Source organism: Christensenella minuta, from assembly GCF_003628755.1.
In the GTDB taxonomy this organism is placed as follows: Bacteria; Bacillota; Clostridia; order Christensenellales; family Christensenellaceae; genus Christensenella; species Christensenella minuta.
On the sequence record NZ_CP029256.1, the window covers coordinates 713,676 to 727,861 of the forward strand.

14 protein-coding genes are annotated in these 14,186 nt (G+C 49.0%); all 14 read left to right on the forward strand.

Annotated features, from left to right (window positions below; translation table 11 throughout):
* Window positions 1-97: 97 nt before the first annotated feature.
* The 14 genes from B1H56_RS03460 (at window position 98) to scpB (ending at window position 14,167) form a co-directional block, all read left to right on the forward strand.
* Window positions 98-2,527: an FtsK/SpoIIIE family DNA translocase gene (locus tag B1H56_RS03460; protein ID WP_066518950.1), complete on the forward strand. Its 2,430-nt coding sequence runs from the start codon at window positions 98-100 to the stop codon at window positions 2,525-2,527.
* Window positions 2,528-2,533: 6 nt separating this feature from the next.
* Window positions 2,534-3,859, forward strand: a complete 1,326-nt coding sequence (gene rimO, locus B1H56_RS03465) for a 30S ribosomal protein S12 methylthiotransferase RimO (protein WP_066518947.1) — start codon at window positions 2,534-2,536, stop codon at window positions 3,857-3,859.
* Window positions 3,856-4,398: a CDP-diacylglycerol--glycerol-3-phosphate 3-phosphatidyltransferase gene (gene pgsA / locus B1H56_RS03470; RefSeq protein WP_066518945.1), complete on the forward strand. Its 543-nt coding sequence runs from the start codon at window positions 3,856-3,858 to the stop codon at window positions 4,396-4,398. The genes rimO and pgsA overlap by 4 nt, the downstream gene beginning before the upstream one ends.
* 18 nt (window positions 4,399-4,416) lie before the next feature.
* Window positions 4,417-5,457 (forward strand): recombinase RecA, encoded by a 1,041-nt coding sequence (gene recA, locus B1H56_RS03475; RefSeq protein WP_066518942.1) that lies wholly within the window; start codon window positions 4,417-4,419, stop codon window positions 5,455-5,457.
* 664 nt (window positions 5,458-6,121) lie between these two features.
* Window positions 6,122-6,670, forward strand: coding sequence for a hypothetical protein (locus tag B1H56_RS03480; protein ID WP_066518941.1), 549 nt, complete (start codon window positions 6,122-6,124; stop codon window positions 6,668-6,670).
* Window positions 6,654-7,439: a TlyA family RNA methyltransferase gene (locus B1H56_RS03485; protein ID WP_066518938.1), complete on the forward strand. Its 786-nt coding sequence runs from the start codon at window positions 6,654-6,656 to the stop codon at window positions 7,437-7,439. The genes B1H56_RS03480 and B1H56_RS03485 overlap by 17 nt, the downstream gene beginning before the upstream one ends.
* Before the next feature lie 62 nt (window positions 7,440-7,501).
* Window positions 7,502-8,344: an NAD(+)/NADH kinase gene (locus B1H56_RS03490; RefSeq protein WP_066518935.1), complete on the forward strand. Its 843-nt coding sequence runs from the start codon at window positions 7,502-7,504 to the stop codon at window positions 8,342-8,344.
* Between the two features lie 10 nt (window positions 8,345-8,354).
* Window positions 8,355-8,807: an arginine repressor gene (locus tag B1H56_RS03495; protein WP_066518932.1), complete on the forward strand. Its 453-nt coding sequence runs from the start codon at window positions 8,355-8,357 to the stop codon at window positions 8,805-8,807.
* Between the two features lie 15 nt (window positions 8,808-8,822).
* Entirely contained in the window at window positions 8,823-10,532 is a 1,710-nt protein-coding gene (recN, locus tag B1H56_RS03500) for a DNA repair protein RecN (protein ID WP_066518931.1), read from the forward strand.
* A 15-nt stretch (window positions 10,533-10,547) separates the two neighbouring features.
* Entirely contained in the window at window positions 10,548-11,294 is a 747-nt protein-coding gene (locus B1H56_RS03505) for a sporulation initiation factor Spo0A C-terminal domain-containing protein (RefSeq protein ID WP_066518929.1), read from the forward strand.
* A gap of 15 nt (window positions 11,295-11,309) precedes the next feature.
* Window positions 11,310-12,125, forward strand: a complete 816-nt coding sequence (locus B1H56_RS03510; RefSeq protein WP_066518927.1) for a purine-nucleoside phosphorylase — start codon at window positions 11,310-11,312, stop codon at window positions 12,123-12,125.
* Window positions 12,126-12,224: 99 nt separating this feature from the next.
* Window positions 12,225-12,914, forward strand: coding sequence for a site-2 protease family protein (locus B1H56_RS03515; protein ID WP_066518926.1), 690 nt, complete (start codon window positions 12,225-12,227; stop codon window positions 12,912-12,914).
* Complete coding sequence (locus B1H56_RS03520; RefSeq protein WP_066518924.1) at window positions 12,892-13,638, forward strand: segregation and condensation protein A; 747 nt, start codon at window positions 12,892-12,894, stop codon at window positions 13,636-13,638. The genes B1H56_RS03515 and B1H56_RS03520 overlap by 23 nt, the downstream gene beginning before the upstream one ends.
* On the forward strand, window positions 13,631-14,167 hold the full coding sequence (gene scpB / locus B1H56_RS03525; RefSeq protein WP_066739970.1) for an SMC-Scp complex subunit ScpB: 537 nt from the start codon (window positions 13,631-13,633) through the stop codon (window positions 14,165-14,167). Before B1H56_RS03520 ends, scpB begins: the two co-directional genes overlap by 8 nt.
* The last annotated feature ends 19 nt before the right edge of the window (window positions 14,168-14,186 follow it).

Sequence of the window (14,186 nt, forward strand, 5' to 3'; positions counted from 1 at the left end):
GCGGAAGGACAAAGTTTCCGAAGGCAAGGCAATTGAAATGTGGTACGTTTGATGCTATAATAAATAAGATTGTTATCTGGGTTTTGAAGGGGTTTTCATGGCAGTTCGTAAGAAACGGAAAAGAAAGAACACCAACAAGAAAAACGAAATCGCCGGCATCATCATCATAGGGCTGGCTGTTTTTGTTGCAATCACGATTTACATGAATATAGACAGCGTCTTTGGCAATATGATTGCGGGCGTTGTATTTGGGATGTGCGGCGCAATCGGTTATGTGGTGCCCGTAATTCTTGGCGTCATCGGCGTCCTGTTTATTGCGGCGCGAAAAAAGGCACCGAATGCGGGGAAGCTGATTCTGCTGGCTTTGGCTGTATTTTTTGTTTTTTCGCTTGCACAGCTGATTCCCATCGGCGATATTTATACAGAGGGCGGAGACTATGGCGGGTTTGTGAAAGCATCTTATGATTTTGGGGCGGCAAACCATGCGGGCGGCGGCGTGCTTGGAGCGCTGCTTACCTATTGGACCTATCGCTTCCTCGGGATGGTGGGGAGTTGTATTGTATTTATTACGGGGATTGCGGCCTGTGTGATCGCGCTTACCAATCTTTCTATTAAACGGGTGAGCAAAGAGATTGGAACCGTGGTCAAAACCACATACGATGAATACCGTACCCGCGCAGAGCAGCGGCGCGAAAAGAAACGCCTGTATATTGAGAGCCTCGATTTAGAGAGGGAAGAAGAACTGCGTGCGAGGCAGGAAGAGGCGGCGCGCATCCGGCAGGAAGAAGAAAACGAATTTAATATGCATGTGGAAGAGCCTCAGCCGACAGATGAAATCTATTCGGCAGAGGAGATACCGGAGCAATTTACCGATTACGATCCTGGGGAATACCGCAGGGTATTTTCGGATACGGATATCGAGTTTGATGACGAGATACAGCCGGAACCTAAAGGAAGGCGCAAGATCGGTGTTTCTCAAGTGACGGCGGAACAGCCGAAGCTAGACCGGCAACAGACAGAGGTGCCACAGCAAACAGCGGAATTTGCTCCGGTCGGCGGAGTGCAGGGGAGCATCGCACCTGCAAAAAAATACATTAAGCCTCCACTCAACCTCCTTACGCTGCCTGCAAAAAGCGCGAGAACGTCTTCTGCGGATCTAAAGAAAAATGTCGAAATACTCGAAAATACACTGGCCAGCTTCAATGTTAGCGCAAAAGTTGTCAATGTCAGCCGCGGCCCGGTTGTCACGCGGTATGAAGTGCAGCCTGCGCCCGGTGTAAAGGTCAGCAAAATCGTCAATCTCGCCGACGATATTGCGATGAACCTTGCAGCGCGCGATGTGCGGATTGAAGCGCCCGTTCCCGGGAAACCAGTGGTGGGCATTGAGATACCAAATCTGGAAACAAGCTCTGTCGGGCTGCGGGAGCTTGTGGGCAATGAGGAATTTAAAGAGATCAAGAGCCCGATCGCATTCGCGCTCGGGAAAGATATCGCGGGTGCAAACGTTTACGCGGATATTGCAAAAATGCCCCATATGTTGATTGCGGGAGCAACCGGATCAGGCAAGAGCGTGTGCATCAATTCCCTGATTGTCAGTATTTTGTACCATGCTTCCCCGGAAGAGGTCAAAATGATTATGATTGACCCGAAGGTTGTGGAGCTTAACGTATTCAACGATATTCCGCATTTGCTGATTCCGGTAGTTACAGATCCCAAAAAAGCAGCTTCGGCGATCAATTGGGCGGTCAATGAGATGACGATGCGCTACCGCATGTTTGCGGCCAAAGGCGCAAAAGATCTCAAAAAGTATAATGAACTGATGCGGGCCGAAGAAGACGGGGAGACGCTCCCGCATATCCTCGTTATTATCGATGAGCTTGCGGACCTGATGATGGTTGCACCGGGAGAAGTAGAGGATGCGATCTGCCGGATCGCTCAGCTTGGGCGCGCCAGCGGGATTCACCTTGTGATTGCAACCCAGCGTCCTTCGGTGGATGTTATCACCGGGATTATCAAGGCAAATATTCCGTCGCGGGTGGCGTTTGCCGTATCATCCCAGGTGGATTCGCGGACTATTCTCGACATGGCGGGAGCGGAGAAGCTTCTCGGGCAGGGAGATATGTTGTTTTATCCGTCGGGCGCGCCGAAACCGGTACGGTTACAGGGCTGTTTTATTTCTGACCGTGAGGTAGAAGCAGTGGCGAAATTCCTGAAAGAGCGGTTGTCCGCCGATTATGATGCAAAAGTGATTGATGGAATATCCAAAGACAGCGCAAGCCCTATCGCCGGGCAGGCGGAGACGGACGAACTTTTTATCCGTGCGCTTGAAACAATCGTGGAATATGACCAGGCGTCAACTTCCATGCTGCAGCGCCGTCTGCGCATCGGATATGCCCGCGCTGCACGGCTGATTGACCAGCTTGAAGAGCATGGCTATATTTCGCCGATGGACGGGAGCAAAGGACGGCAGGTGCTTATTACCAAAGAGGAACTCCAAAAGGTTATGAATCCACAGGAAGAGGAATGATAGAAAATGACTGTGAAGATTGGCGTTATCTCGCTCGGATGCGTGAAAAATAGGATTGACACCGAAGAAATGCTTGCCCAGCTGCAGGATGAATATGAGTTTGTGCAGGATATGCAGGATGCGGATATCATGCTTATTAACACGTGCGCTTTTATCAGCGATGCGAAGGAAGAATCCATTAATACAATACTCGAAGCCGAGCAGCAGAAAAAATTTGGCAAGCTCAAAGGGATTATTGTAACCGGATGTTTGCCGGAGCGTTATCATGAAAGGTTAAAGCAGATGGTCCCGCGTGTCGATGCGTTTCTTGGAACCGCGGCATATAAGGAAATTCGCCGGGCGATCGAATCGGTAGTGGAAGGAAGCCGTTTTGACAGCTATCCGGACAAGGCAATCGACGAGAGCTTTTCACGGCGCGTATTGACGACGGTTCCGCCGACCGCTTATGTGAAAATTGCAGAAGGATGCGATAATTGCTGCAGTTATTGCGTTATTCCGTCCATACGCGGAAAATATCAGAGCAGGAAGCCCGAATATATCCTTGAGGAGATCGCGTCGCTCGCACGTGATGGTTATAATGAAATCATTTTGATCGCACAGGATACCACCGGATATGGAAAAGATCTTAACGAAGAAATCAATCTTGCGAAGCTGATGGACCGGGCGGCCGAAATTCCGGGAGTAAAATGGCTCCGTGTGCTCTATAGCTATCCGAACGGCATTACAGATGAATTGCTTGAAGTGATGTGCAGGCACGACAATATTGTAAAATATCTTGACATTCCGATCCAACATACGGATGATGAAATATTGCAGAAGATGCATCGCCGTAACACCTCGAAGCTACTGGACGACATTGTGCAGAAAATACGCGACGCTTCGGAGGATTTTATCATACGGTCTACGGTGATTGTAGGGTTCCCCGGGGAAAAACGTGAAAATGTGATTCATCTGTACCAGGATCTGAAAAAATATCAGTTTGACCGTTTGGGTGTTTTTTCTTACTCGCAGGAGGAGGGAACACCCGCGGCGGAGATGGAAGGCCAGATCGACGAGGAGGAGAAGGAATTCCGGCGCGACTCTGTGCTGAATACGCAATCTTCCATTTCGCTGGACAGGAATCAGGCTCGCGTGGACAAAACATACGAAGTGTTGGTAGAGGGATATGACGAGCATTCGGGTCTTTATTACGGCAGGTCCTATGCGGAGGCGCCGGATGTGGACGGGAAAATTTTTGTGAAGACAAAGGAAGCGCTTGAAGAGGGAAAATATTATCCGGTAAAAATAACGATGGCTTACAGCTATGACTGCATGGGAGAATTGATAAAATGAAATGGAATGCGCCCAATATATTGACGATCATCCGAATTATATTAATTCCGTTTTTTGTGCTGTTTTATTTCACGGGATTACCGCATTGGAACATCTGGGCTGCTATAATATTCATAGTGGCGGCGGTGACGGACTGGCTCGATGGGTTCCTTGCCCGTAAAAACAACCAGGTTTCCAATTTCGGCAAGCTGTGGGATCCGATTGCCGATAAGCTTCTGGTACTCGCGGCGCTTTTGCTGCTTATGGATTGGGGTAAGGTTGGGTTCATTGCGGTGCTGATCTTGGAAGCACGGGAGCTCCTTATAGGCGGCATGCGTTCGGTTGCGGCCTCAAAGGGCGTTGTGATCGCAGCGGATAAATCCGGAAAGCTTAAGACGGTGGTGCAGTTTATTGCGATCATCTTGCTGATGCTCAATGATTGGCCGTTTATGTTTGTTCCCGTTTCCATCGGAACGATTCTGATTTGGGTAAGCGTCGCTTTGTCGGTCTACTCTTGCATCGAATATTTTGTAAAGAACCGCAGTGTGTTTGCAGATTGATAATGGAAAGGAAAAAGTATGGATAATAAAGGAAAAGCTTTAGACGCGGCTCTCGCGCAGATTGAGAAACAATTTGGAAAGGGCGCGGTCATGAAGCTGGGCGACGCGTCGAAAAATATGAATATTGAAGCAATCCCGACGGGCTGCCTGGAATTGGATGTTGCGCTCGGAATCGGGGGTGTGCCGCGCGGGCGGATCATCGAGGTATATGGACCGGAATCTTCCGGTAAAACGACTGTGGCACTGCATATGATTGCAGAGGCACAAAAACTCGGCGGCGCGGCAGCGTTTATCGACGCCGAGCACGCGCTTGATCCGGTTTATGCTAAGAATCTCGGTGTAGATATTGACAATCTGTACGTTTCCCAGCCCAGTACGGGTGAAGAAGCGCTCGAAATTACAGATATGCTCACGCGCAGCGGAGCGATCGATATTGTGGTTGTGGACTCGGTCGCGGCGCTGGTCCCGAAATCTGAGATCGAAGGATTGATGGGCGACTCGTCGGTAGGCGTTCAGGCCCGCCTGATGTCGCAGGCTTTGCGTAAACTGGCAGGTGCGATCAATAAAACCAATACAGTCGTTGTCTTCATCAACCAGTTGCGTGAGAAGATCGGCGTTATGTTCGGCAATCCGGAAACGACAACAGGCGGCAAGGCGCTTAAGTTCTATGCGTCTGTGCGTCTCGATGTGCGGCGGATTGAAACGATCAAGGTGGGCGACCAAATGATCGGTAACCGGACCCGTATCAAGGTTGTGAAAAACAAAGTGGCGCCGCCTTTTAAAACGGCTGAATTTGAGATTTATTATGGAGAAGGCATCAGCGAACCGGCAAGCGTCCTGAACCTCGGAACCCAGCTTGGCCTGATCGTAAAGTCCGGCGCGTGGTTCTCTTATCAGGGAGAACATATCGGACAAGGCCGCGATAATGCGCGGCAGTACCTCATGGCGAATCCGGAAATCATGGAAGAGGTGAAACAGCAGGTCCTCAAAACGTATGGGCTTGGTAAATATAAGAATGAGGCTCCGGCGGAGGAACCGGAGGCAGAGGAAAAAAAGTAATTGCGTTTACCGTGACTACGGTATGCGCATGATAAGTTTTGGTGGTGCAGTATTCTAGTCGGTACTGCCGATTCCGAAGACGGGCCTAAAAATCCGTTATAGGGCACATCGATGAAGTTTCTGGTGTTGGCCGCTGACGCCCCGTCGGGAGCTGATGCTGGGAGTTAAGAAAGAAGGGCGATCCATAAGGGCATATGGGCGTTGACCCAGCTTTCGCGGAGACCTGTTGCGGTGGTGGCTTGCCATTACTGGACAGGGAAAAACCTGCTATGCGGTACTAAGCTGTGTACAGAGTAGCCTGCCTTGAGTTGGCATGGTGGAAATGCGGGATAATTTGCAAGCCATTTGCAGCGTACGGGCAATGGCGAGCACGACTGTAAAAAACCATGCTGGCAAAAGAGACTAGGAATTGGATTTGTGCTGTTGAGGAAAGCTCCTAGACTGTATTTCAGGCAATAAGGGGATTATAGTGTGGTTTGAACAGGCAATCCGGTCGTGCGTGTGGTAACACCGCACCGGAGGCTTCAAAGGGAAACCGCTCCTTTCGGCGACGGGGAGTAGCTTCCGGGGAAATCCTACCGGACCATATACTGCAAGGTCTACTCTTATTGTCACCACCAATTTTTTAATACCGGCCGCAATATTAGGCCGCAGTGAGGATTCGATGAAGGTAATCAAGCACTGGACGATTAAGATATTTTTTATTACGCTTTTTATTTCCGCAGGCGTTTCCGTGGCTGCGGAATATTTTATTTCCAATCTGTCGCTTCCTGCATCCGTGGGGATATTGGCGGCGCTGATTGCGATTGGCGTACTGTTCGATATTGTGGGAGTAGCCTTCGCAAGCTGCGACCAGGCCCCGTTTATCGCGATGTCCGCAAAAAAAAATACGAAAGCGCATTATGCACTCAAGATGCTCAAGAATGCGGATGTAGTTTCCAATTTTTGCAATGACGTGATTGGGGATATTTGTGGAATTGTGAGCGGGGCGGCCGGGGCCGCCATCACCCTGAAAGCGCTGGTATTTGAGTTTCCGTTTCCAGATCTTATGGTATCGATTGCGATTTCAGCCCTGATTGCAGCGGCGACAGTCGCAGGGAAAGCATGGGGAAAAACAATCGCGCTCAAAAGAAATAAAGATATTGTTCTTTCCATCGGTACGGTCGCAAACTTTTTCAATGGAGGCAGGAAAAAGAATGAAAAAGAGAATTGACGTGCTGATTGCAGAAAAAGGCCTTGCGCAAAGCCGGGAAAAGGCCAAGACCCTTATTATTGCCGGACAGGTGAAGGCGGATGGGAGAGCTGTTAAAAGCCCGTCTGAGCAATTTGAGGAGGATGTTAAGCTTGAAGTAGAAGGACATGCCTGCCCTTACGTCAGCAGGGGCGGCCTGAAGCTTGAAAAAGCGGTAAAAGAGTTTGGACTCATTTTGGAGGGAAGCGTTTGCATGGATATCGGCGCTTCGACCGGAGGATTTACGGACTGTATGTTACAGAATGGTGCGCAGTTTGTATATGCGGTGGATGTTGGTTATGGCCAGTTTGACTGGCGCCTTAGGAATGACAAGCGCATAAAGCTGATGGAACGCACAAATGCCAGATATTTGGAGAAGCAGGATCGTCCGGTCGATTTTGTAAGCGTGGACGTATCCTTTATTTCATTAAAACTTATTTTTCCGGCTATTATGCGTATTATTGGAGAAAATGCCCGAATAGTCACACTGATTAAACCGCAATTTGAGGCAGGGCGGGAGTTTGTTGGGAAAAAAGGCGTTGTGAGAGATGCAAAGGTACATGAAGCAGTAATCCGGCAGACGGTAGAAAACGCGCTTTCCTGCGGATTTTTTCTGCATGGTCTCACGTATTCGCCGGTAAAAGGACCCAATGGAAACATCGAATACCTTGCACTTTTCTCAATCGAGCCGCGGGAATACCCGCTTGACACCGAACAGGTCGTGGAAGATGCGCATGGAAAACTAAATTAACTTGTATATCTATGCATATTTATGTATAATGAAACGGGAAATGGATTGGTGCGGAGGCTCATATGCTGAAAATCGGTATTTATACAAATAAGGGCAAAGATCCCGGCCTTCAGGCGACGGACAGGGTGATCGGCGCGCTCGAGGAAGCCGGCTGCAGTGTTTGCTATGATTCGGATACGGCCGCATTGTTGGGGCTTTCCGAATATAAGGATGCTGGCGAGGCAGACGCACTTTTTATTCTGGGCGGAGACGGAACCATTCTGCGCGCGGCGCGCAAGTATGTTTCATTTGGCTTTCCGTTGATAGGAATCAATATTGGGCACCTTGGATTTATGAGTGAAATCAACCTTCCCGATATAGAGCGTATGATTGACCATATCAAGCGCGGAGATTATGTGATCGACGAACGGATGATGCTTGAAGCGAGGATCAATGGGGCGGGCAGTCCGTTTATTGCGCTCAATGATTTTATTATTACGAAGATCAACCGTACGCGGATGGTACAGCTTGACCTTTACGTGAACGGAACGTTAGCGGAGCTTTATAATGGGGATGGGCTTATCGTTGCGACTCCTACCGGATCGACGGCATATTCTTTATCGGCCGGAGGCCCCATCATTGCCCCGAACGTAAGCTGCATACTGATTACGCCGATGTGCCCGCATTCGCTGTATGCGCGGAGTATCGTGACTAAGTACAGCGATACGATTACGGTTCGTCCGCATGAAGGAGAGGAAAACGTGACTTTCTCGGCGGACGGACAGGAACTGCATTACTTGAGTGATGCGGACGAGGTAATTATTCAGCGTTCGGAAATGAAAGCGAAGTTTTTGCGCTTTACCAACGACATGTTTTTCCCGCAGCTGAAAGATAAGCTTGCCCAATGGAGCGGCCCGAAGAAATAGGAGTTTTGCCATGAAATCCAAAAGACAGAATAAAATTCTAGAGATCATTGAAAATAACGAAGTAGAGACGCAGGAGGAGCTTGTAGCGCTTCTTAATGAAGCAGGTTATAAGGTAACGCAGGCTACTATTTCCCGGGATATCAAGGAACTCCATCTTATCAAAGTACAGGCTTCGTCGGGAGCGTATAAATATGCAGACAACAAAAAAAGCAAGGGGAACGATATGGACATCCTGATGCGCATTTTCCGTGATACTGTTGTTTCGATTGAAAGTGCGGTCAACCTTGTAGTAATCAAGACGCTTTCCGGAAGCGCAAGCGCAGCGGCGGAAGTTGTGGACAGCATGCACTATAACGGAGTTCTTGGGACACTCGCGGGCGACAATACGATTTTCGTCGCTACAACCAGCGAGCAAGCTGCGGAAGAAATTGTGGAGCGGTTTTCTAAAATGCTGAATAGATAAGAAAGCGATACACGAATGATACAAAGCCTGGCGGTGAAGAATATCGCCCTGATAGATGAACTGAATATCGAATTTGAGGCGGGACTCAACGTTCTTTCGGGAGAAACCGGCGCGGGAAAATCAATTCTGGTCGATTCAATGAATCTTCTTTTGGGTGAACGAGCCGACCGGGAGCTTATACGAAGCGGACAGGAAAAAGCGCATGTTGAAGCGAATATTTGCATTGATCCTGCGGTATTCGCGGATTTTTTCGATGCAAACGAGCTTGATGCGGAGGATGAATTGATCGTTTCGCGGGATCTTTCTGCATCCGGTAAAAATATATGCCGGATCAATGGGACGGTGGTAAGTCTTTCCGCGCTCAAAGCATTGATGGACCGGATTGTGGACCTTCACGGGCAACACGAGCACCAGTCCCTGCTATATGCGAAGAATCATCTGGCTTTCCTCGATAATTACTGCGGCCAGGAGGTGGGCGAGGCAAAAGAACGGATTGCGAAGCTAGCTTCACAATTAAAAAAGGTGCAGGAGCAGCTTGAGGATACGGGCGGAGACGAAAAAGAACGTGCGCGCAGCATGGACCTGCTGTCTTTTCAAATACAGGAGATCACAGATGCGCAAATTTTTGCAGGGGAGGAGGACGTTCTGCGCGAGGAGCGAAACAAGCTTAATAATGCGCAGACGATTGCGCAGAACCTTTCCGCGTGCTATACGGAGATATACCTCGGCGGGGAAGAGGGCGGGAGCGCACTTTCCCTTATACAGGATACGGTTCGTTTGATGTCGCAAATTTCCATGTATGACGAGGCCTATGAAAAAACGGAGGAGCGCTTGCAGGAGAGCGTCTTTGCTTTAGAGGAATGTGCCCACGACCTGCGGAACTATCTGGAAGCCGTCGTATTCGACGAGCAGCGGCAGGCCGAAATTGAAGAGCGAATTGACCTGATTGCCGGGCTGAAGAGGAAATATGGAAATTCGGAAGAAGATATTTTGAACTTTTGTGCGGAGGCGCAGAAAAAGCTTGAAAGGTTGCAGAATGCAGAACTGGATGCGGCCCGCCTGACGAATGAAATTGAGACGCTTAAAGATCAGTTGTATGGGGAATATCAGAACCTGTCCGGCCTGCGGCGCAAGGCGGCGGAAAAATTTTCCGCCGCCATTTTGAGAGAACTCGGCGATCTCGGGATGGCGGGCGCACAGTTTGAGGCGCGGTTTTCTGCGCTGCCTGGACGTGAGGAAGCACCATGGCGCAGAGACGGAATTGATGAAATGGAATTTTATCTCTCAACAAACGAAGGAGAGCCATTAAAACCGCTTTCCAGAATCGCATCCGGCGGAGAAATGTCACGGGTCATGCTGGCTTTTAAAAATATATCGGCAGGGCTGGAAGACATTTCTACCTTGATATTTGATGAGATTGATACCGGAATCAGCGGACGGATGGCGCTTGTGGTTTCTGAAAAAATGGCTTCTATTTCGCGATCCAGACAGGTTATTTGCGTAACCCACCTTCCGCAAATTGCGGCAATGGCGGATGCAAATTTTCTGATCCAAAAACATTCTGCGGACGGAGCGACGCATACGGCGGTTACACGGCTTGAGGGGAACGGCGTGATTGATGAAATTGCGCGCCTTGCTGGCGGGATCGAAACCGAAAGCTCGCGGATATACGCAGCGGAGTTGCGCCAAAACGCGGAGAAGATTAAAAAAGCATTCGGAGGGTAAGGGCGGAGGTTTGCATTGGCAAGGTTCAGGCGCACATTAATTGTTGAACAAAAAGATGATTATGTAAAACAGATCAAAGAGATGCTCCGGGAAGAATCGGCATCTTTTTTATGTACGACCGACGGCGGGGAGGCGCTTGAACTTTATGATAGGTATCATCCGGACCTGGTCCTTGTGGAGGCGATCCTTCCCGGATACGACGGTTTTGAACTTATGGAGCATATGCTTCCCGAAAGGGACGTGGTTAAAATTGTGCTGACCGCGATGAACCGGAAGCTCATTATCAAAAAAGCGTTTGAGTTGGGAGCCGCATATGTTATCGTCAAGCCTTATGTGAAAAAATATTTTGTACAACGAGTCCTTGAGGCGGCAGACACCCTGAAAAAACGACAGAATATCCGTGCGGAGAGCGACCAGCTGATTGCGGGGAAAATATCCGTTGCATTGAAAAGACTGGGGATCCCGGTGAATATCAAGGGATATAAATTGCTGCGTGAGGCGCTGCTGACCGCTTGCATGGAGCCGGCAAAGATGCGCCCGTTTAATGTGAATATTTATATGCCGCTTGCAAAAAAATATGGATCCACGGCCAAATGTGTGGAACGTAACATCAGGCATGCGATTGAAACGGCAGCTATACGCGGCGACGCGGAAGCCTTTTACGAATATTTCGGCTATACGATCAGCTCTGAAAAGGGGAAACCCACGAATGGAGAATTCATTGCGACACTCGCGGAAAAAATACTTTCGCGGTATGAATAGGAAAGGAAGAATAGTATGAAAGAACGGTTGACTATTGCAAAAAATTATATCGAATCCAAAACAAATTTCCGGCCGGAGGCCGTCATTGTGCTGGGTTCCGGGCTTGGCGATTATGGAAATACGGTAGAGGACATTGTGATCGAATTTCCTTATGCCGAAATTCCGGGATTCCCGGTCTCGACGGCGCCCGGCCATGCGGGAAAGTTAACGTTCGGATGCAAGGAGGGGAAAAAAGTCGCCTTGCTTTCCGGGCGGTTCCATTGCTACGAAGGTTACCGGGCGGCGGAGACGGTCGTACCGCTGCGCACGATGCTGATGCTTGGCGCGAAATACGTTATACTCACGAATGCTGCCGGGGGCATCAATAAGGAATTTTCCGCCGGAGACCTTATGGTAATTACGGATCACATTAATTTTTCCGCGCATAACGCACTTACCGGCCCGAATATCGACGAACTTGGGCCGCGTTTTCCCGATATGTCTTTCGCGTACTCGAAGCGGCTGAACAAAATAATCGATGAAGTGGCGCGGCAGGAAGGGATTGCATTGCGGCACGGAGTTTACGGATATATGGTGGGCCCTTCCTATGAAACACCGGCAGAGATTCGCGCCCTGCGCGTACTTGGTGCGGATGCGGTGGGAATGTCTACTGTGCACGAGGTGGTTGCCGCATCGCATGCAGGGGCAGAGACCGTAGCGGTTTCCTGCATCAGCAATTTAGCGGCGGGCGTTGCAAAGCATGCCCTCACCATGGAGGAAGTTCTCGAAGCAGGAAAAAAGGTTGCATCCAGGATGTGCGCTTTAGTCGATGGTTTCCTCCAAAAATTGTGATAGCTTAACTGCTGTAAAAGTGTTAAAATTAATTCATATGCTTAAAATCTAAAGAGCGGTTAAGCATGTTAAGCAGCAAAGAGACAAGGAGCCCGAAATATGTTTAGTTACTTTACAAGCCCAAGCTACTGGATGATGCTTCTTTACAGCATACCGGCAGTACTTTTGGCGCTTTCGATCCACGAATATTCCCATGCGTTCGCCGCTTATAAGTGCGGCGACCCGACCGCAAGGAACCTTGGGCGCATGACGCTTGATCCGGTCAAACATCTTGATCCGATCGGGCTGATCTGCCTGCTTTTGTTTCGTTTTGGATGGGCGAAGCCGGTACCTGTCAATTCCCGCAATTTCAAGCATCCGAAAAAGGACAACATTATCGTTTCGTTATCGGGTATCATTGCGAATTTTATCCTGTCCTTTATTGCGGCGGCGGTTTTGTTCATCGCGATAGGACTTGGGGTTACAAATGGGATATTCATTCATATCATGGTGCCAATCATTACTCTGAATATTACTTTGGGGATATTCAACCTAATACCGATCCCTCCGCTCGACGGTTTTCAGTTTCTGAGCAGTTTCCTCACCCGTAAAGCCTCTGCGGTTATCAACGTTTTATACCGCTACGGATTTATTATTCTGCTGATCTTGATTATCAGCGGTTTTACAGGATGGCTTCTAGGAAACTTTACTTATTGGCTGATTGGAACCTACGATTCGTTTTTCAGTGTATTCGCTCCGGGAATGAAAGGAATTTTGCAGCAGGCATATGTCTTCTCATATACTTATTAAGCTCGCTCAATTCGAAGGGCCGCTCGATCTGCTCCTGCATTTGATCAGCAAGGCAAAAATTGACCTGCAGGATATTTTTGTCTCCGAGATCACCGAGCAGTATCTGGTCTATATGGACCAGATCGGCGAACTCGATATGGATCGGGCAAGCGAATTCCTCAATATGGCGGCAACGCTTTTGTATATCAAATCCCGTGCACTTTTACCAGCAAAACGTGAAGAGCTCGAGGATACAGATTTTATTGATCCGGAAACTGAGTTGATTGAGAGGCTGCGCGCATATAAGCTGTATAAAGAGGCGGGCGAACGGCTTGCGGAGATGGAGAGCGGCGCAAAGGATATCTATTATAAACTGCCGGAAGAACTTGTAGATATCGATCAGGAGTTGGTCATAGAAGGCAGCGATGCGGATACGCTTTATATGGCATTTCTTGACTTGCTGAGGAACCGGGAAAAAGAACCGGAAGAACGGCGGCGGGTGGAAATCCGTCAGGATACGTTTAGTATCCGGGTACAAAAAAAGAAGATATTGGAACGGTTAAAACGGGAAAAAAGGATTTCCTTTTTTTCGTTGTTTGAGGTACAAGCGACCCATATGGAGGTTGCGGTAACCTTTGTTGCGCTTTTAGAGCTTTGGCATGCAGGCAAGCTTGCGGTGCGCCAGAAAAAAGCGTTTTCGGATATTGCGCTTATGTATCAGGAGGGAGGAATGCAGGGTGAATAAGAATGAAATATGCGGGGCTGTTATGGCTGCGTTATTCGTTTCCGGCGATGCCGTTGAGATTCGGGCGTTTGCGGAATTGTTCGGTATGGATCCCGATGAACTGGATATCCTCCTGCAGGAAATCATAGAAGAAAAAAAGAACCGCGGGGAGGGCTTACTGTTCGTTCGTTTGGGAGACAAGATACAGCTTTGCACAAATCCCAAATATGCGGATTATATCAAAGCGCTGCTTGTCCCGGATGAGCACACTTCCCTTTCAAAATCCGTGCTGGAAACGCTGAGCATCGTAGCCTATAAACAGCCGGTGACACGCTCTGAGATTGATGAAATCCGGGGGGTTCGATCGAATTACGCGGTCACCACACTGGTGGAAAAGGGGCTGATTCATGTAGTTGGGAAAAAAGATGTCCTTGGACGGCCGTCACTTTTTGCAACGACGGACGAGTTTTTAAGGCATTTTGGGATATCCTCCTTAGAAGAGCTTCCCAAAATAGATTTTGAGGAATTGGAAAAAGGCAGCCTGGAGTAAGGGCTGTTTTTTATGGGGG